The following is a 14,794-nucleotide window of genomic DNA, read 5'->3' on the forward strand; positions in this document are numbered from 1 at the left end:
GGGTGATGAAACCATGACATTGAAAGACATAGTGGTCGGGTTCGGTACCCAGGTTCGCAGCTTGTGGATGATAGGCATGCACGCCTTCGCCAAGCGCGAAACCCAGATGTACCCGGAAGTACCGGTCAATCCACCTCCGCGTTACCGTGGCCGTATCGTGCTGACGCGCGACCCGGACGGTGAAGAGCGCTGCGTTGCCTGTAACCTGTGTGCGGTAGCCTGTCCGGTCGGCTGTATTTCTCTGCAAAAAGCAGAAATGAAAGACGGTCGCTGGTATCCGGAATTCTTCCGTATCAACTTCTCACGCTGCATTTTCTGCGGTCTGTGTGAAGAAGCGTGCCCGACAACAGCCATTCAGCTGACGCCGGACTTCGAACTGGGCGAGTTCAAACGCCAGGATCTGGTGTATGAGAAAGAAGATCTGTTGATTTCTGGGCCGGGTAAATATCCGGAATACAATTTCTACCGGATGGCCGGTATGGCGATTGACGGCAAGTCGAAAGGCGAAGCTGAAAATGAAGCCAAACCGATCAACGTCAAAGGTCTGATGCCTTAAGGAGCCGCAAGCATGGAATTTGCATTTTATATTGCAGCCCTGGTGGCCGTGTTGGCGACATTGCGTGTGATCACGCATACCAACCCGGTGCACGCATTGCTGTACCTGATCGTCTCTTTACTGGCGATTGCTGCGGTCTTCTTCTCGCTCGGTGCCTATTTCGCCGGTGCGCTGGAGATCATCGTCTACGCCGGTGCCATCATGGTGCTGTTCGTCTTTGTCGTGATGATGCTTAACCTCGGCAACGTCGAGGAGCAGGAGCGCGCATGGCTCAAGCCTGCCACCTGGATCGGACCGTCGGTTCTGTCTGTCATCCTGCTGGTGGTGATGATCATGTCAATCCTCGGATTGCACGATCACGGCATCAAAGGCGACATGATTGACGCGAAAGCGGTGGGTATCGCGCTGTTCGGGCCGTATGTTCTGGCGGTTGAACTGGCGTCAATGTTGCTGCTGGCCGGTCTGGTCGTGGCGTTCCATATCGGTCGTGAACACAAACCGGGTGAAGTCTTTGGTGACGCACCGGCCACGACGGAAATGGCAAAAAGAAAAACGGAGGAGAGAGCATGATCCCTCTACAACATGGTCTTATTCTGGCCGCCATTCTCTTTGTGCTGGGGCTGACCGGGCTGCTGGTTCGTCGTAACCTGCTGTTTATGCTGATCAGTCTCGAGGTGATGATCAACGCGGCAGCACTGGCGTTCATCGTGGCGGGAAGCTACTGGGGTCAGGCAGACGGGCAGGTGATGTACATTCTGGCTATCAGCCTGGCTGCGGCGGAGGCCAGTATTGGTCTGGCGTTGCTGCTGCAACTGTATCGCCGTCGCCACACTCTGAATATTGATACTGTCAGTGAGATGCGCGGATGAACCTACTCTATTTAACAATTCTGTTCCCGCTGATCGGCTTTGTATTACTGGCCTTTTCACGCGGTCGCTGGTCTGAAAATACGTCCGCAACCATTGGTGTGGGTTCGATTGGTCTGGCAGCACTGACCACGATTTACGTCGGTATCAACTTCCTCAGCCAGAAAGCGGCGGGCGTTGAAATCTTTAATCAGACATTATGGAACTGGATGCAGGTCGGCGATTTCAATATCTCCGCGACGCTGACCCTCGACGGTTTGTCGATGACCATGCTGTCTGTGGTGACCGGCGTCGGTTTCTTCATCCACATGTTCGCTTCCTGGTACATGCGCGGTGAAGAAGGCTACTCACGCTTCTTTGCTTACACCAACCTGTTTATCGCCAGCATGGTGATTCTGGTACTGGCAGACAACCTGTTGCTGATGTACCTCGGTTGGGAAGGCGTGGGCCTGTGCAGCTATCTGTTGATCGGTTTCTATTACACCAATCCGGCGAACGGTGCGGCAGCGATGAAAGCCTTCATCGTGACCCGTGTCGGTGACGTGTTCCTGGCTTTCGCGCTGTTCATCCTGTACCGCGAACTGGGTACGCTGAACTTCCGCGAACTGATGGTGCTGGCACCGCAAAAACTGGCTGTGGGCGACACGGCGATCACCTGGGCGACGCTGATGTTACTCGGTGGGGCAGTGGGTAAATCGGCCCAGCTTCCGTTGCAGACCTGGCTGGCAGACGCCATGGCCGGTCCGACACCGGTTTCTGCGCTGATCCACGCCGCGACCATGGTCACCGCCGGTGTTTACCTGATTGCACGTACGCACGGCCTGTTCCTGATGGCGCCGGAAATTCTGCATCTGGTAGGCATTATCGGTGCGGTGACGCTGGTGCTGGCGGGCTTTGCTGCGCTGGTGCAAACCGACATCAAACGTGTTCTCGCGTACTCGACCATGAGCCAGATTGGTTACATGTTCCTGGCGCTGGGCGTTCAGGCGTGGGATGCCGCTATCTTCCACCTGATGACGCACGCGTTCTTCAAAGCACTGTTGTTCCTTTCTTCCGGTTCGGTCATTTTGGCCTGCCACCACGAGCAGAACATCTTCAAAATGGGTGGGTTACGTAAATCCATTCCGCTGGTGTACATCTGCTTCCTGGTCGGTGGCGCGGCGCTGTCTGCCTTGCCAATCATCACTGCGGGCTTCTTCAGTAAAGATGAAATCCTCGCGGGTGCGCTGGCTAACGGCCACCTGAATCTGATGGTTGCCGGTCTGGTCGGTGCGTTTATGACCTCGCTGTACACCTTCCGCATGATCTTCATCGTCTTCCACGGCGAAGAGAAAATCAAAGCGCATGCGGGTAAAGGCATCACTCACCACCTGCCTCTGCTGGTGTTACTGGTTCTGTCCACCTTCATTGGCGCAATGATTGTTCCGCCACTGAAAGGCGTTCTGCCGGAAACCACTGAGCTGGCGCACGGCAGCGTGCTGACGCTGGAAATCACATCAGGCGTGATTGCAATTGCCGGCATTCTGCTGGCGGCGGCCCTGTATCTGGGCAAACGCTCGCTGGTTAACAGCATTGCGAAAAGCGCACCGGGCCGTTTCTTCACGACCTGGTGGTTCCACGCCTGGGGCTTCGACTGGCTGTACGACATGATTTTCGTGAAACCGTATCTGCTGGTCGCGAAACTCCTGCAACGTGACCCGCTGAACGCAATGATGAATCTGCCTGCGCTGTTTGCCCGTCTGGGTAACCGCGGTCTGACCGTCAGCGAAAACGGGCAAGTACGTTGGTACGTCGCGTCAATGGGGCTGGGTGCAGTGGTGGTTCTGGCGCTGCTGCTGGTGATGTAAGCCTGCATTACGGGTGTAATTATCAATGCCGGTCTGTTCCCGTGACAGACCGGCAAGTGAAATAGCCTTCGGGCATAAAAGAAGGGAACGACACGCCATGCTATTACCTTGGCTAATATTTATCCCCTTTATCGGCGGGCTGCTGTGCTGGCAGACTGAACGCTTTGGGAGCAAAGTACCGCGCTGGATCGCGTTAATTGCGATGGGGCTGACGCTGGCTCTTTCCGTGCAATTGTGGTTGCAGGGAGGATATTCATTAACGACGCCTGCGGGTATTCCACAGTGGCAATCCGAGTTTTCGGTACCGTGGATCCCTCGTTTTGGCATCAGCTTCCATCTGGCGCTGGACGGTTTGTCCCTGCTGATGGTGGTGCTGACCGGTCTGCTGGGTGTTCTGGCGATCCTCTGTTCGTGGCGTGAAATCCAGAAGTATCAGGGTTTCTTCCACCTGAACTTACTGTGGATCCTCGGCGGCGTTATCGGCGTGTTCCTCGCCATCGACATGTTCCTGTTCTTCTTCTTCTGGGAAATGATGCTGGTGCCGATGTACTTCCTGATTGCCTTGTGGGGTCACAAAGCGTCAGACGGTAAAACGCGTATCAGCGCAGCGACCAAATTCTTCATCTATACGCAGTCCAGTGGTCTGGTGATGTTGATTGCCATCCTCGGTCTGGTGTTTGTGCATTACAACGCCACCGGTGTGTGGACATTCAACTACGCTGACCTGCTGAAAACGCCAATGTCGCACGGTGTTGAATATCTGCTGATGCTGGGCTTCTTCATCGCCTTTGCGGTGAAAATGCCGGTTGTGCCACTGCACGGCTGGTTGCCGGATGCACACAGTCAGGCACCGACCGCAGGTTCCGTCGACTTAGCCGGTATCTTGCTGAAAACCGCGGCCTACGGGATGTTGCGTTTCTGTCTGCCGCTGTTCCCGGAAGCGTCACACCAGTTCGCTCCGATTGCGATGTGGCTGGGGGTGATTGGTATCTTCTACGGCGCGTGGATGGCCTTCTGCCAGACCGACATCAAACGACTGATTGCTTACACCTCGGTGTCGCACATGGGCTTCGTCCTGATTGCCATCTACACCGGCAGCCAGCTGGCGTACCAGGGTGCGGTGATCCAGATGATTGCGCACGGTCTGTCTGCGGCCGGTATGTTCATCATTTGTGGTCAGTTGTACGAACGTCTGCATACCCGCGATATGCGCCAGATGGGTGGATTGTGGGGACGGATTAAATACCTGCCAGCGTTGTCCCTGTTCTTTGCGGTGGCGACCTTAGGGATGCCAGGTACCGGTAACTTCGTGGGTGAATTCATGATCTTGTTTGGCAGCTTCCCGGTTGTGCCGGTGATCACTGTCATCTCGACCTTCGGCCTGGTGTTCGCTTCGGTGTACTCCCTGGTGATGATGCAGCGCGCGTATTACGGCAAAGCAAAATCAGACCAGCCGCTGCAAGGCATGACCTCACGCGAACTGTCGATCATCCTGTTGCTGGTGGTATTACTGGTGGCGCTGGGCGTGTTCCCGCAGCCAATTCTGGATACTTCGGGTGCAGCGATGAGCAACATTCAGCACTGGTTCGGGTCTTCAGTTTCCACTATTTCAACGACAAGGCCGTAACTCGCCATGACATTTACACTTCAAAATCTGATCGCACTATTACCGCTGATGATCGTCGGATTGACGGTGGTGGTGGTGATGCTGTCCATTGCGTGGCGACGCGACCATTTTCTCAATGCCACACTGACAGTCATCGGGCTGAACGTTGCCTTACTTTCCCTTTACTACGTCGGGCAGGTCGGCCCGCAGGATGTCACGCCGCTGCTGCGTGTTGACGGCTACTCGATGTTCTACATCGGGCTGGTGTTGCTGGCGAGTCTGGCTACCAGCACCTTTGCCTATCCGTGGCTGGCCGGTTATCCGGACAACCGCGAAGAGTTCTACCTGTTGGTACTCATCGCGGCCATGGGCGGCATTCTGCTGGCATGCTCTAACCATCTGGCTTCCATGTTCCTGGGGATCGAACTGATTTCGCTGCCTTTGTTCGGCCTGATTGGTTACGCCTACCGTCAGAAACGCTCGCTGGAAGCCAGTATCAAATACATGCTGCTGTCTGCCGCTGCGTCCTCCTTCCTGCTGTTCGGTATGGCGTTGCTGTACGCACAGTCTGGTGATCTGTCCTTCGCGTCACTGGGCAAAAATCTGGGCGATGGCGTGATCCTGCACCAGCCGCTGCTGATGGCCGGTCTGGGCATGATGATTGTCGGTCTGGGCTTTAAACTGTCACTGGTTCCGTTCCATCTGTGGACGCCAGATGTGTATCAGGGCGCGCCGGCACCGGTATCGACTTTCCTGGCAACCGCCAGCAAAATCGCTATCTTTGCTGTGGTCATGCGTTTGTTCCTGTATGCGCCGGTGGCTGACAGCGAATCGATCCGCATCGTACTGGGCATTATTGCCTTCTGTTCGATTCTGGTCGGTAACCTGATGGCGATCAGCCAGAGCAACATCAAACGTCTGCTTGGTTATTCGTCTATCGCCCACCTCGGTTATCTGCTGGTGGCACTGATTGCGGTGCAAACCCATCAGCTGTCGATGGAAACCGTGGGTGTGTATCTGGCGGGTTATCTGTTCAGCAGCCTCGGCGCGTTCGGTGTGGTCAGTCTGATGTCCAGCCCGTACAAAGGCCCGGACGCAGAATCACTGTTCTCCTACCGTGGTCTGTTCTGGCATAAGCCAATCCTGTCTGCGGTAATGACCGTGATGATGCTGTCACTGGCCGGTATCCCGATGACGCTTGGCTTTATCGGTAAGTTCTACGTGATTGCTACCGGTGTGACTGCGCATCTGTGGTGGCTGACCGGTGCTGTGGTTGTCGGTTCTGCGATTGGTCTCTACTACTATCTGCGTGTCACCGTGAGCCTGTATCTGAGCGCACCGGAAACGCTGGTTCGTGATACGCCAAACAACTGGGCACTCACGGCGGGTGGTGTGGTGGTACTGATTTCCGCGATTCTGGTGCTGCTGCTGGGTATCTTCCCGCAACCACTGATTTCGCTGGTGCAGATGGCACAACCTCTGCTCTGATAAAGACAGTCAGGTCAGACGAAGCCGCTCATATGAGCGGCTTTTTTCATCACATTGCTTAATAAATGTGATTTACATCACGTTTATATGTACGTTCAGCAAAATATTACATTGGTTTTGTGATCTCTCCCATTCCATTATTACTGCCAATGCGTACACTGCGCGCTTGTTCCGATTCGTACAGGTTTACACCATGAATGTTTTAGTGATGATCGCCATCACCACCGGCATCCTCTCCGGTATCTGGGGCTGGGTGGCTATCAGCTTTGGCCTGATTAGCTGGGCCGGTTTCCTCGGATGCACGGCCTATTTCGCCTGTCCGCAGGGCGGATTACGCGGATTGCTGATCAGCACGCTGACCTGCCTCAGCGGCGTATTCTGGGCGGTTGTGATCATCGCGGGCAGCGCCATGCGCCCCGAGTGGAGCATTCTGGGCTATCTGCTGACGGGTGTGGTGGCCTTCCTGATGTGTATTCAGGCGCGCCAGCAATGGCTGGCTTTTGTGCCGGGCACCTTTATCGGCGCGTGTGCCACCTTTGCCGCGCAGGGCGACTGGCGTCAGGTGGTGGTGTCCTTGCTGGTCGGACTGGTCTTCGGTTACGCGATGAAAAACAGCGGATTATGGCTGGCGAAACAGCGTGAAAAGCAGCAACGCGACGCTAAAAAAGCCGCCGTGTTTAGCGACATCAAAGGGTCAGAAGGTTCTTAAAACCCCGAGTTTTCGGCAGTTTAGCGAGATCAGTCAGGCAATTGATCCCGATATGCGCTAGGGTTAAAGGCAGTCTTAGCTTTTCCCAGAACACATCATAAGGAGATAACCATGGCTGACCAATTTGAGACACAGCAGAATTCGTTGGATGACGATTTACGCATGTTGACTGAAACGCTGGAAGAAGTGCTGAAATCCTCCGGCGATAAAGCGGATGAGAAATACATCCAGATTAAAGCGCGTGCTGAAAATGCACTGAAAGACATCAAATCACGTATTGATCCGGCCGCGCGTTCTTACTGCAAAAAAGCCCGTCAGGTAGCGGAAAGAACGGACGACTATGTGCATGAAAACCCATGGCATGGCGTCGGTGTCGGTGCTGCCGTCGGTCTGGTTGTCGGTCTGCTTCTGCGCCGCTAACCTGCCTGAACAGGGGCGGCACCTGCTGCTCCTGTTATTCCTGAGTTTGCTTACTCCTTTCTCCCCTCCTATACTCCTTCTTAGCTAACGGCACTCACTTCAGCTTGATCTGTCGCATATTTTCATTTTTCGTATCGCCGCATAATTCATCCGTAATTGATCCAACCCGTTTTTTGATCCAGAAGGGTATTTCTACCCGTCACTAAACATCCGGTATGGCCCGAGGTAGCGGTGAAACAAATATCAGCAATCATTGAGCAGCTTGATACCACGCTGGCAGGCGAATGGCCTGATACTGCGGGGATCCGGCAGTTCAGTTATTCCCTGCAAAAACAGCCTGACACCGGCCTGCTGGAATGGCTGGCTGCGCAACCCTGCTACCCGAAATTCTACTGGCAACAACGTGACGGAAAAGAAGAGGCGGCTGTCTGCGGTGATGCCTACGCCTTTGGTGATACCGCTCAGGCACAGGCGTTTATCCGTCAGTATCCTGAGGTTCCCGATTTACATATCTGGGGGCTGAATGCCTTTAATGGCGCGGAAGGTTCCAATTTCGCCGCTAACGCACTTTTCCTTCCCCGTATCGAACTTTGCCGCCAGGCCAATACTTACTGGCTGCGCTGTACGCTTTTCAGTCCGCATTCTTTACGTGATGAAGCCCGCCGCACGCGCTTATTCCTGCGTTCTCTGGTCGCCAGTCGCGCGTTGCCGCCGATCGCCTCCCGCGTATTGCAGCATCAGCATTTACCGGCGGAGCCGCAGTGGAATCAGCTGATTGACCGGGCGCTCACCGGCATCGAACAGCATCAGTTCGACAAAGTGGTGCTGGCGCGGAAAACCACCTTAACGCTCAGCCAGCCGCTGAATGCCTGCGCCTTTCTCGCCGCCAGCCGCGATGTCAATCATCACTGTTATCACTTCATGCTGGCGTTTACGCCACAACGCGCTTTTCTGGGTTCCAGCCCGGAGCGTCTGTTCCTGCGCGATCACGGTGAACTCTATACCGAAGCGCTGGCGGGCACCGTCGCCAATCATCCCGATGATCACGAAGCGCAGAAACTGGGGGCGTGGCTGCTCGGCGACGGTAAAAACCAGCGCGAAAATCTACTGGTGGTCGACGATATCTGTCAGCGTTTGCAGGGCGGGGCGCACTCTCTGGATGTGACGCCTGCCGAGATTTTACGTCTGCGCAAGGTGCAGCATTTACGCCGCAATATTCACGGCGAACTGGCTGAACCTGATGACGCCGGTTGCCTGCAACGTCTGCAACCGACGGCGGCGGTTGCCGGATTGCCGCGACAGGCGGCGCGTGAATTTATCGCCGAATTCGAACCTTTTGATCGCGAATGGTATGCCGGTTCCGCCGGGTATCTCAGTGCCGAACAAAGTGAATTCACCGTTGCGCTGCGTTCTGCGGCGGTGAAAGGACATCATCTTGAACTCTACGCTGGCGCGGGGATTGTCGCCGGTTCTGACGCTGCACAGGAATGGCAGGAAATCGAAAACAAAGCCGCCGGTTTGCGCACTTTGTTGGAAGAGCACTACACGCCTGCCGTTCAGGCCGGATAACCCTTTGCCGGAGTGAGTTGAACATGTCTGTTGCCGTCTTTAACCGCCGCTGGGCGACGCTTATCCTCGAAGCGTTAACCCGCCATCAGGTGCAGCACGTCTGCATCGCGCCCGGTTCCCGCTCCACGCCGCTGACTCTCGCCGCTGCCGCGCATCCGCACCTTATTTGTCACACCCATTTTGATGAACGTGGTCTTGGCCATCTGGCGCTCGGGCTGGCAAAAGCCAGCGGACAGCGCGTGGCGATCATCGTTACGTCCGGCACGGCAGTGGCAAATCTGTATCCGGCGCTGATCGAAGCCGGGCTGACCGGCGAAAAGCTGGTGTTGCTGACGGCTGACCGCCCGCCGGAACTGATCGACTGCGGCGCCAATCAGGCGATCCGCCAGACGGGTATGTTTGCCAGCCACCCGGTTCAGTCGCTGGATTTACCCCGTCCGACGCCGGAAATCAGCGCGCGCTGGCTGGTTTCGGCGCTGGATAACACGCTGGCGCACCAGACGCACGGGGCGGTGCATATCAACTGTCCGTTCGCCGAACCGCTTTATGGCGAAGATAACGGCGAGCATCAGGACTGGCTGCAGGCGCTGGGCGACTGGTGGCAGGGGCATCAGCCGTGGCTGAATTACTCTCAGGTTCTGCCTGCGACCGCGCAGCCGGACTGGTTTTCATGGCGTCAAAAGCGCGGCGTGATCATCGCGGGGCGGATTTCAGCACAGGAGAGTGAATTCGTCGCTCATTGGGCAGAACAACTGGGCTGGCCGCTGATCAGCGATGTTCAGGCGTCCACCGGCAATCCGCTGCCTTGTGCCGATTTATGGCTGGCGTCGCCGCAGGCGCAGACAGTGCTGGCGCGCACGCAGCTGGTGATCCAGTTCGGCGGAGGGCTGACCGGTAAGCGTCTGCTGCAATGGCAGGCGGCGTGTGAACCCGAAGAATACTGGCTGATTGATCCGCTGCCAGGCCGTCAGGATCCGGCGCAGCATCGCGGTCGCCGTATCCAGGCGGACGTTGCCGGCTGGTTGCAGTCGCATCCGGCACAACCGCAGCCTGACTGGGCCGAAGCCCTTGAACATTGCGCACAGCGCGCGCTGCATGCGGTGGAAACCCGTCTCGAAGGCGTATTTGGTGAAGCCACCGCCGCGTGGCAGCTTCCGGCGTTATTACCCGAGCACGGTCAGTTATTCCTCGGCAACAGCCTGATCGTTCGTCTGGTGGATGCCTTTGCCCGGCTGCCCGCCGGTTACCCGGTGTTCGCCAATCGTGGCGCGAGCGGTATCGATGGTCTGCTGTCGACCGCCGCCGGTGTGCAGCGCGCAACCTGCAAACCGACGCTGGTGCTGCTGGGCGATATCTCCGCGCTCTATGATCTCAATGCGCTGGCGCTGATGCGTCAGTGCTCAGCGCCAACTGTCATTATTATCGTCAACAATAACGGCGGGCAGATTTTCTCCCTGCTGCCGACGCCGGAAGCGGAACGCCAGCGCTTTTACTGCATGCCGCAGAACGTCAGTTTCAGTCACGCGGCGGCGATGTTTGGCCTCGATTATGCCTGCCCGACCTCCATGCCCGCGCTGCATCAGGCGGTCAGTCAGTGCTGGCAGCATGGTGGCGTGAAACTGATTGAGCTGAAAGTCAGCGAGACGGAAGGGGCGGAATGCCTGCGCGCGCTGGTGCAGGAGATGAGCGCATCATGACGCTGGCCTGCCAGACACTCAACGCCGGGGTGAAACACCGCCCGTGGCTGGTGTTTCTGCACGGTCTGCTGGGCAGCGCGGAAGACTGGCAACCGCTGCTTTCCGCCCTGACGGACTGGCCCTGTTTGTTTGTGGATTTGCCGGGGCATGGCCGCTCAGCGTCGTTAACCGCTGCCGGATTTGCGGATGTCAGCCAGCTGTTAACCGACACCTTGCGTGAAAAAAACATTACCACCTACTGGCTGATCGGCTATTCGCTGGGCGGGCGTATCAGTCTGTATCACGCCTGTCAGGGCGACCGCAGCGGTTTGCAGGGCCTACTGGTCGAAGGCGCGCATCCGGGGCTGACCTGTCAGGCGGAACGCGCGCAGCGCCGCCATCATGATCAGCAATGGGCGACCCGTTTTTTGCAATTGCCATGGCAACAGGCGCTGGATAACTGGTATCGCCAGCCGGTGTTTTCCAGCCTGACCGACAGCCAGCGTCAGCAACTGATCGCCCTGCGTGCGGACAATAATCCCCGCACCGTGGCGGCGATGCTGGCGGCCACGTCGCTGGCGGTACAGCCGGATTTGCGCGGGGAATTGCAGCAGTTGTCCCTGCCGGTGGTCTGGTTGTGCGGCAGTCAGGACGCCAAATTTATTCATCTCGCGCAGCAGTCAGGTTTTGCGCTGCGCACTATCGCCAATGCCGGGCATAACGCCCACCGCGACAATCCGGCGGAATTTACCCGTCAGGCGCTGGCATGTATTTCTTCACCTGTCTTAAAGGACGTTGCACATGATTTATCCTGATGAAAAACAACTGTATGCGCCGGTCGAATGGCGTGATTGCACGGGTGAGTTTGAAGATATCCGTTATCACAAATCCACGGACGGTATCGCGAAAATCACCATCAACCGCCCGCAGGTTCGCAATGCGTTTCGTCCGCTGACGGTTAAGGAAATGATCCGCGCGCTGGACGACGCCCGTAACGACGAAGGGATTGGTGTGATCGTGCTGACCGGTGAAGGCGAAAAAGCCTTCTGTGCCGGTGGCGACCAGAAAGTGCGTGGCGATTACGGCGGCTATCAGGATGCCAGCGGCGTACATCATCTGAATGTGCTGGATTTCCAGCGCCAGATCCGCACCTGCCCGAAACCGGTGGTAGCGATGGTGGCCGGTTATTCCATCGGCGGCGGCCACGTTCTGCACATGATGTGCGATCTGACCATTGCGGCGGATAACGCCATCTTTGGCCAGACCGGCCCGAAAGTCGGCTCCTTCGACGGCGGCTGGGGCGCATCCTATATGGCGCGCATCGTCGGTCAGAAAAAAGCGCGCGAAATCTGGTTCCTCTGTCGTCAGTACGATGCCAAAGCCGCACTCGACATGGGGCTGGTCAACACCGTGGTGCCGCTGGCGGATCTGGAAAAAGAAACCGTGCGCTGGTGCCGTGAAATGCTGGAAAACAGCCCGATGGCGCTGCGTTGCCTGAAAGCCGCACTGAACGCCGACTGCGACGGTCAGGCCGGGCTGCAGGAGCTGGCGGGGAACGCCACCATGTTGTTCTACATGACCGATGAAGGTCAGGAAGGCCGCAACGCGTTTAATGAAAAACGCCAGCCGGACTTCAGCAAATTTAAGCGTAATCCATAATGCGTCGCGCCACGGTGTACCGGTACAGCGTGCCGATGGAGGCTGGCGTGGTGCTGCGCAATCAGCGCCTGAAAACCCGCGACGGTTTTTTAGTGTCACTGTGGCAGGACGACAAAACCGGCTGGGGCGAAGTGGCGCCGCTGCCGGGGTTTAGTCAGGAAGATGTGCCTCAGGCGCAGGACGCGGTGCAGCACGGTTTGAGCCAGTGGGTGCAGGGCGCCTCGCTGGCTGCCGTGGCCTCGGCCTTCAGCGCGTTGCCCTCCGTGGCGTTCGGGCTGAGTTGTGCGGATGCCGAACTGCGCGGTGAACTGCCCGACGTGCTGAGTACGCGCTGTGCGCCGTTGTGTCATGGCGATCCGAATGAGCTTTATGCGCGTCTCGGTGCATTACCCGCAGATGCGCATGGCCGCAAGGTCGCCAAAGTAAAAGTCGGACTGTACGAATCCGTCGGCGACGGGCTGAATGTCAGCATGTTGCTGGAAGCCTTGCCGGAACTGCATTTACGTCTCGACGCCAACCGCAGCTGGACGCCGGTCAAAGCCGAAGGTTTCGCCCGCCACGTTGCCCCTGAACTGCGTTCGCGCATCAGCTTTATCGAAGAACCCTGTCTGACCCGCGAACAGTCGCGCGATTTTGCCCGTCAGACCGGCATCGCGATTGCCTGGGATGAAAGTGTGCGCGAAGCCGGTTTTACCGTACAGGCTGAGCCGGGACTGGCGGCGATCATCATCAAACCGACGCTGACCGGCAGCCTGATGCGTTGTCGTCAGCTGATCGCGCAGGCGCATGCCGCCGGGCTGGAAGCGGTGATCAGCTCCTCCATTGAATCAAGCCTCGGGCTGACGCAACTGGCGCGTATCGCGCAGTGGCTGACGCCGGATGCCATTCCGGGGCTGGATACGCTGGATCTTATGCAGGCGCAGCTTATCCGCCGCTGGCCGGGGTCGGAATTACCGCTGACTGACGTGTCTGAACTGGAGGTTGTGTGGCAGAGCAAATGATCAGCGACTGGCCGTGGCGTGAACGGGCACATTTGTCGCCTTTTGCCGTGGCGCTGAAAGCCGGAGATATCACCTGGTGCTGGCGTGATTTACAGCATCGCGTGGATTCGCTGGCGGCCGGATTTATTTCGCAGGGCGTGGACGAAGGCACCGGCGTGGTGTTGCGCAGCAAAAACACACTGGATGCATTACTCAGTTATCTGGCGTTGCTGCAAACCGGCGCACGCCTGTTGCCGCTCAATCCGCAACTGCCACAGGCATTGTGCGCAGAACTGCTTTCACAGCTTGATATCGCTTTTGTGCTGGATCTGACGGAACCGGCTCTGCCGCTGAATATTCCCGCGTTAACGATGCAAAATGCCTGCTGGCTCAGTTGTGCCGGATGGCAGCCACAGCGTATCGCCACGCTGACCCTGACGTCCGGCTCCAGCGGTCTGCCGAAAGCCGCCGCGCATACCCTGGCCGCGCACCTTGCCAGCGCCGCCGGTGTGCTGGATCTGATCCCGTTCACCCGTCGCGACAGCTGGCTGCTCTCGCTGCCGCTGTTCCATGTGTCCGGGCAGGGCATCCTCTGGCGCTGGCTGACGGCAGGGGCCACGCTGGTGCTGGCGGAAGGGCAACCGCTGGAGACGGCGCTGGCAGAATGCAGCCATGCGTCGCTGGTGCCGACGCAGCTCTGGCGTTTGCTGCAAAGCGGCGCCGTGCCTGAAAAGTTGCAGGACGTGTTACTTGGCGGGGCGCAAATCCCGCCGGAGCTGACAGAGCAGGCTGAGCGGGCAGGGATCCGTTGCTGGTGCGGATACGGGCTGACGGAAACCGCCTCGACCGTAACAGCAAAACGGGCTGATGGCAGTGCCGGTGTCGGAAAGGCGCTGACCGGCAAAGAAGTCAGGATTGTCGATCAGGAGATCCAGATCCGCGCTGACAGTCTGGCCAGCGGTTACTGGAAAAACGGTCGGCTGTCGCCGGTCGCTGATGCTGATGGCTGGTTACATACCCGTGACCGTGGTTTGTGGGCGGACGATGAGTTGCTGGTTTCGGGACGTCTGGATAATCTGTTTTTCAGCGGCGGGGAAGGGATCCAGCCGGAAGATATCGAGAAAGTGCTGGTCCGCCATCCGCTGATTTCACAGGCATTTGTCGTGCCTGTGAATGATCCGCAATTTGGTCAGCGTCCGGTCGCGGTGCTCGAGGCACAGGCCGGATTGTTGTACGAGGAACTCAATCTCTGGCTGAGTGATAAGATCCCGCGCTTTCAGTTGCCGGTAGCCTATCATCCGCTGCCGGGAAAACTGGCGCAGGGAGGGATTAAAATCTCGCGTGTCAGCGTCCGGAAATGGATAGAGAGGCTTTCGTAAAACAAGCCGTTGAAACAAACAAAAAGGGCCGCACATCGC

At 57.4% G+C, this 14,794-nt stretch carries 14 protein-coding genes; all 14 read left to right on the forward strand.

From position 1 onward, the window contains the following. Nucleotides 1-13: 13 nt before the first annotated feature. The 14 genes from nuoI to menE all read left to right on the forward strand — a co-directional run bounded on the left by nuoI (nt 14) and on the right by menE (nt 14,755). A complete protein-coding gene (gene nuoI / locus EDF78_RS08845) occupies nt 14-556 on the forward strand; it encodes an NADH-quinone oxidoreductase subunit NuoI (protein WP_013574596.1) in 543 nt (180 codons plus the stop codon). A gap of 12 nt (nt 557-568) precedes the next feature. Then, entirely contained in the window at nt 569-1,126 is a 558-nt protein-coding gene (nuoJ, locus tag EDF78_RS08850) for an NADH-quinone oxidoreductase subunit J (RefSeq protein WP_119822572.1), read from the forward strand. Beyond that, nucleotides 1,123-1,425, forward strand: a complete 303-nt coding sequence (gene nuoK, locus EDF78_RS08855) for an NADH-quinone oxidoreductase subunit NuoK (RefSeq protein ID WP_004936014.1) — start codon at nt 1,123-1,125, stop codon at nt 1,423-1,425. Before nuoJ ends, nuoK begins: the two co-directional genes overlap by 4 nt. Next, nucleotides 1,422-3,269 carry an NADH-quinone oxidoreductase subunit L gene (nuoL, locus tag EDF78_RS08860; RefSeq protein WP_095922835.1) on the forward strand — a complete coding sequence of 616 codons (1,848 nt, stop codon included), beginning with the start codon at nt 1,422-1,424 and terminating at the stop codon, nt 3,267-3,269. The genes nuoK and nuoL overlap by 4 nt, the downstream gene beginning before the upstream one ends. 97 nt (nt 3,270-3,366) lie before the next feature. Continuing rightward, complete coding sequence (gene nuoM, locus EDF78_RS08865) at nt 3,367-4,896, forward strand: NADH-quinone oxidoreductase subunit M (protein WP_095922834.1); 1,530 nt, start codon at nt 3,367-3,369, stop codon at nt 4,894-4,896. A 6-nt stretch (nt 4,897-4,902) separates the two neighbouring features. Beyond that, on the forward strand, nt 4,903-6,363 hold the full coding sequence (gene nuoN, locus EDF78_RS08870) for an NADH-quinone oxidoreductase subunit NuoN (RefSeq protein ID WP_095922833.1): 1,461 nt from the start codon (nt 4,903-4,905) through the stop codon (nt 6,361-6,363). 193 nt (nt 6,364-6,556) lie between these two features. Beyond that, entirely contained in the window at nt 6,557-7,072 is a 516-nt protein-coding gene (locus EDF78_RS08875) for a DUF1097 domain-containing protein (RefSeq protein WP_095922832.1), read from the forward strand. 111 nt (nt 7,073-7,183) lie between these two features. After that, a complete protein-coding gene (elaB, locus tag EDF78_RS08880) occupies nt 7,184-7,492 on the forward strand; it encodes a stress response protein ElaB (RefSeq protein ID WP_095922831.1) in 309 nt (102 codons plus the stop codon). 231 nt (nt 7,493-7,723) lie between these two features. After that, nucleotides 7,724-9,061, forward strand: coding sequence for an isochorismate synthase MenF (menF, locus tag EDF78_RS08885; RefSeq protein WP_095922830.1), 1,338 nt, complete (start codon nt 7,724-7,726; stop codon nt 9,059-9,061). 23 nt (nt 9,062-9,084) lie between these two features. Further along, complete coding sequence (gene menD / locus EDF78_RS08890) at nt 9,085-10,758, forward strand: 2-succinyl-5-enolpyruvyl-6-hydroxy-3-cyclohexene-1-carboxylic-acid synthase (RefSeq protein ID WP_133822935.1); 1,674 nt, start codon at nt 9,085-9,087, stop codon at nt 10,756-10,758. Next, nucleotides 10,755-11,552: a 2-succinyl-6-hydroxy-2,4-cyclohexadiene-1-carboxylate synthase gene (gene menH, locus EDF78_RS08895; RefSeq protein ID WP_133822996.1), complete on the forward strand. Its 798-nt coding sequence runs from the start codon at nt 10,755-10,757 to the stop codon at nt 11,550-11,552. Before menD ends, menH begins: the two co-directional genes overlap by 4 nt. After that, nucleotides 11,539-12,396: a 1,4-dihydroxy-2-naphthoyl-CoA synthase gene (gene menB / locus EDF78_RS08900; protein WP_095922827.1), complete on the forward strand. Its 858-nt coding sequence runs from the start codon at nt 11,539-11,541 to the stop codon at nt 12,394-12,396. Before menH ends, menB begins: the two co-directional genes overlap by 14 nt. Further along, nucleotides 12,396-13,397, forward strand: a complete 1,002-nt coding sequence (gene menC / locus EDF78_RS08905; RefSeq protein ID WP_119822569.1) for an o-succinylbenzoate synthase — start codon at nt 12,396-12,398, stop codon at nt 13,395-13,397. The genes menB and menC overlap by 1 nt, the downstream gene beginning before the upstream one ends. Further along, nucleotides 13,382-14,755 carry an o-succinylbenzoate--CoA ligase gene (gene menE, locus EDF78_RS08910; protein WP_133822936.1) on the forward strand — a complete coding sequence of 458 codons (1,374 nt, stop codon included), beginning with the start codon at nt 13,382-13,384 and terminating at the stop codon, nt 14,753-14,755. Before menC ends, menE begins: the two co-directional genes overlap by 16 nt. The last annotated feature ends 39 nt before the right edge of the window (nt 14,756-14,794 follow it).

Origin of the sequence: Rahnella sp. BIGb0236, assembly GCF_004364755.1 — a bacterium.
GTDB lineage: Bacteria > Pseudomonadota > Gammaproteobacteria > Enterobacterales > Enterobacteriaceae > Rahnella > Rahnella victoriana.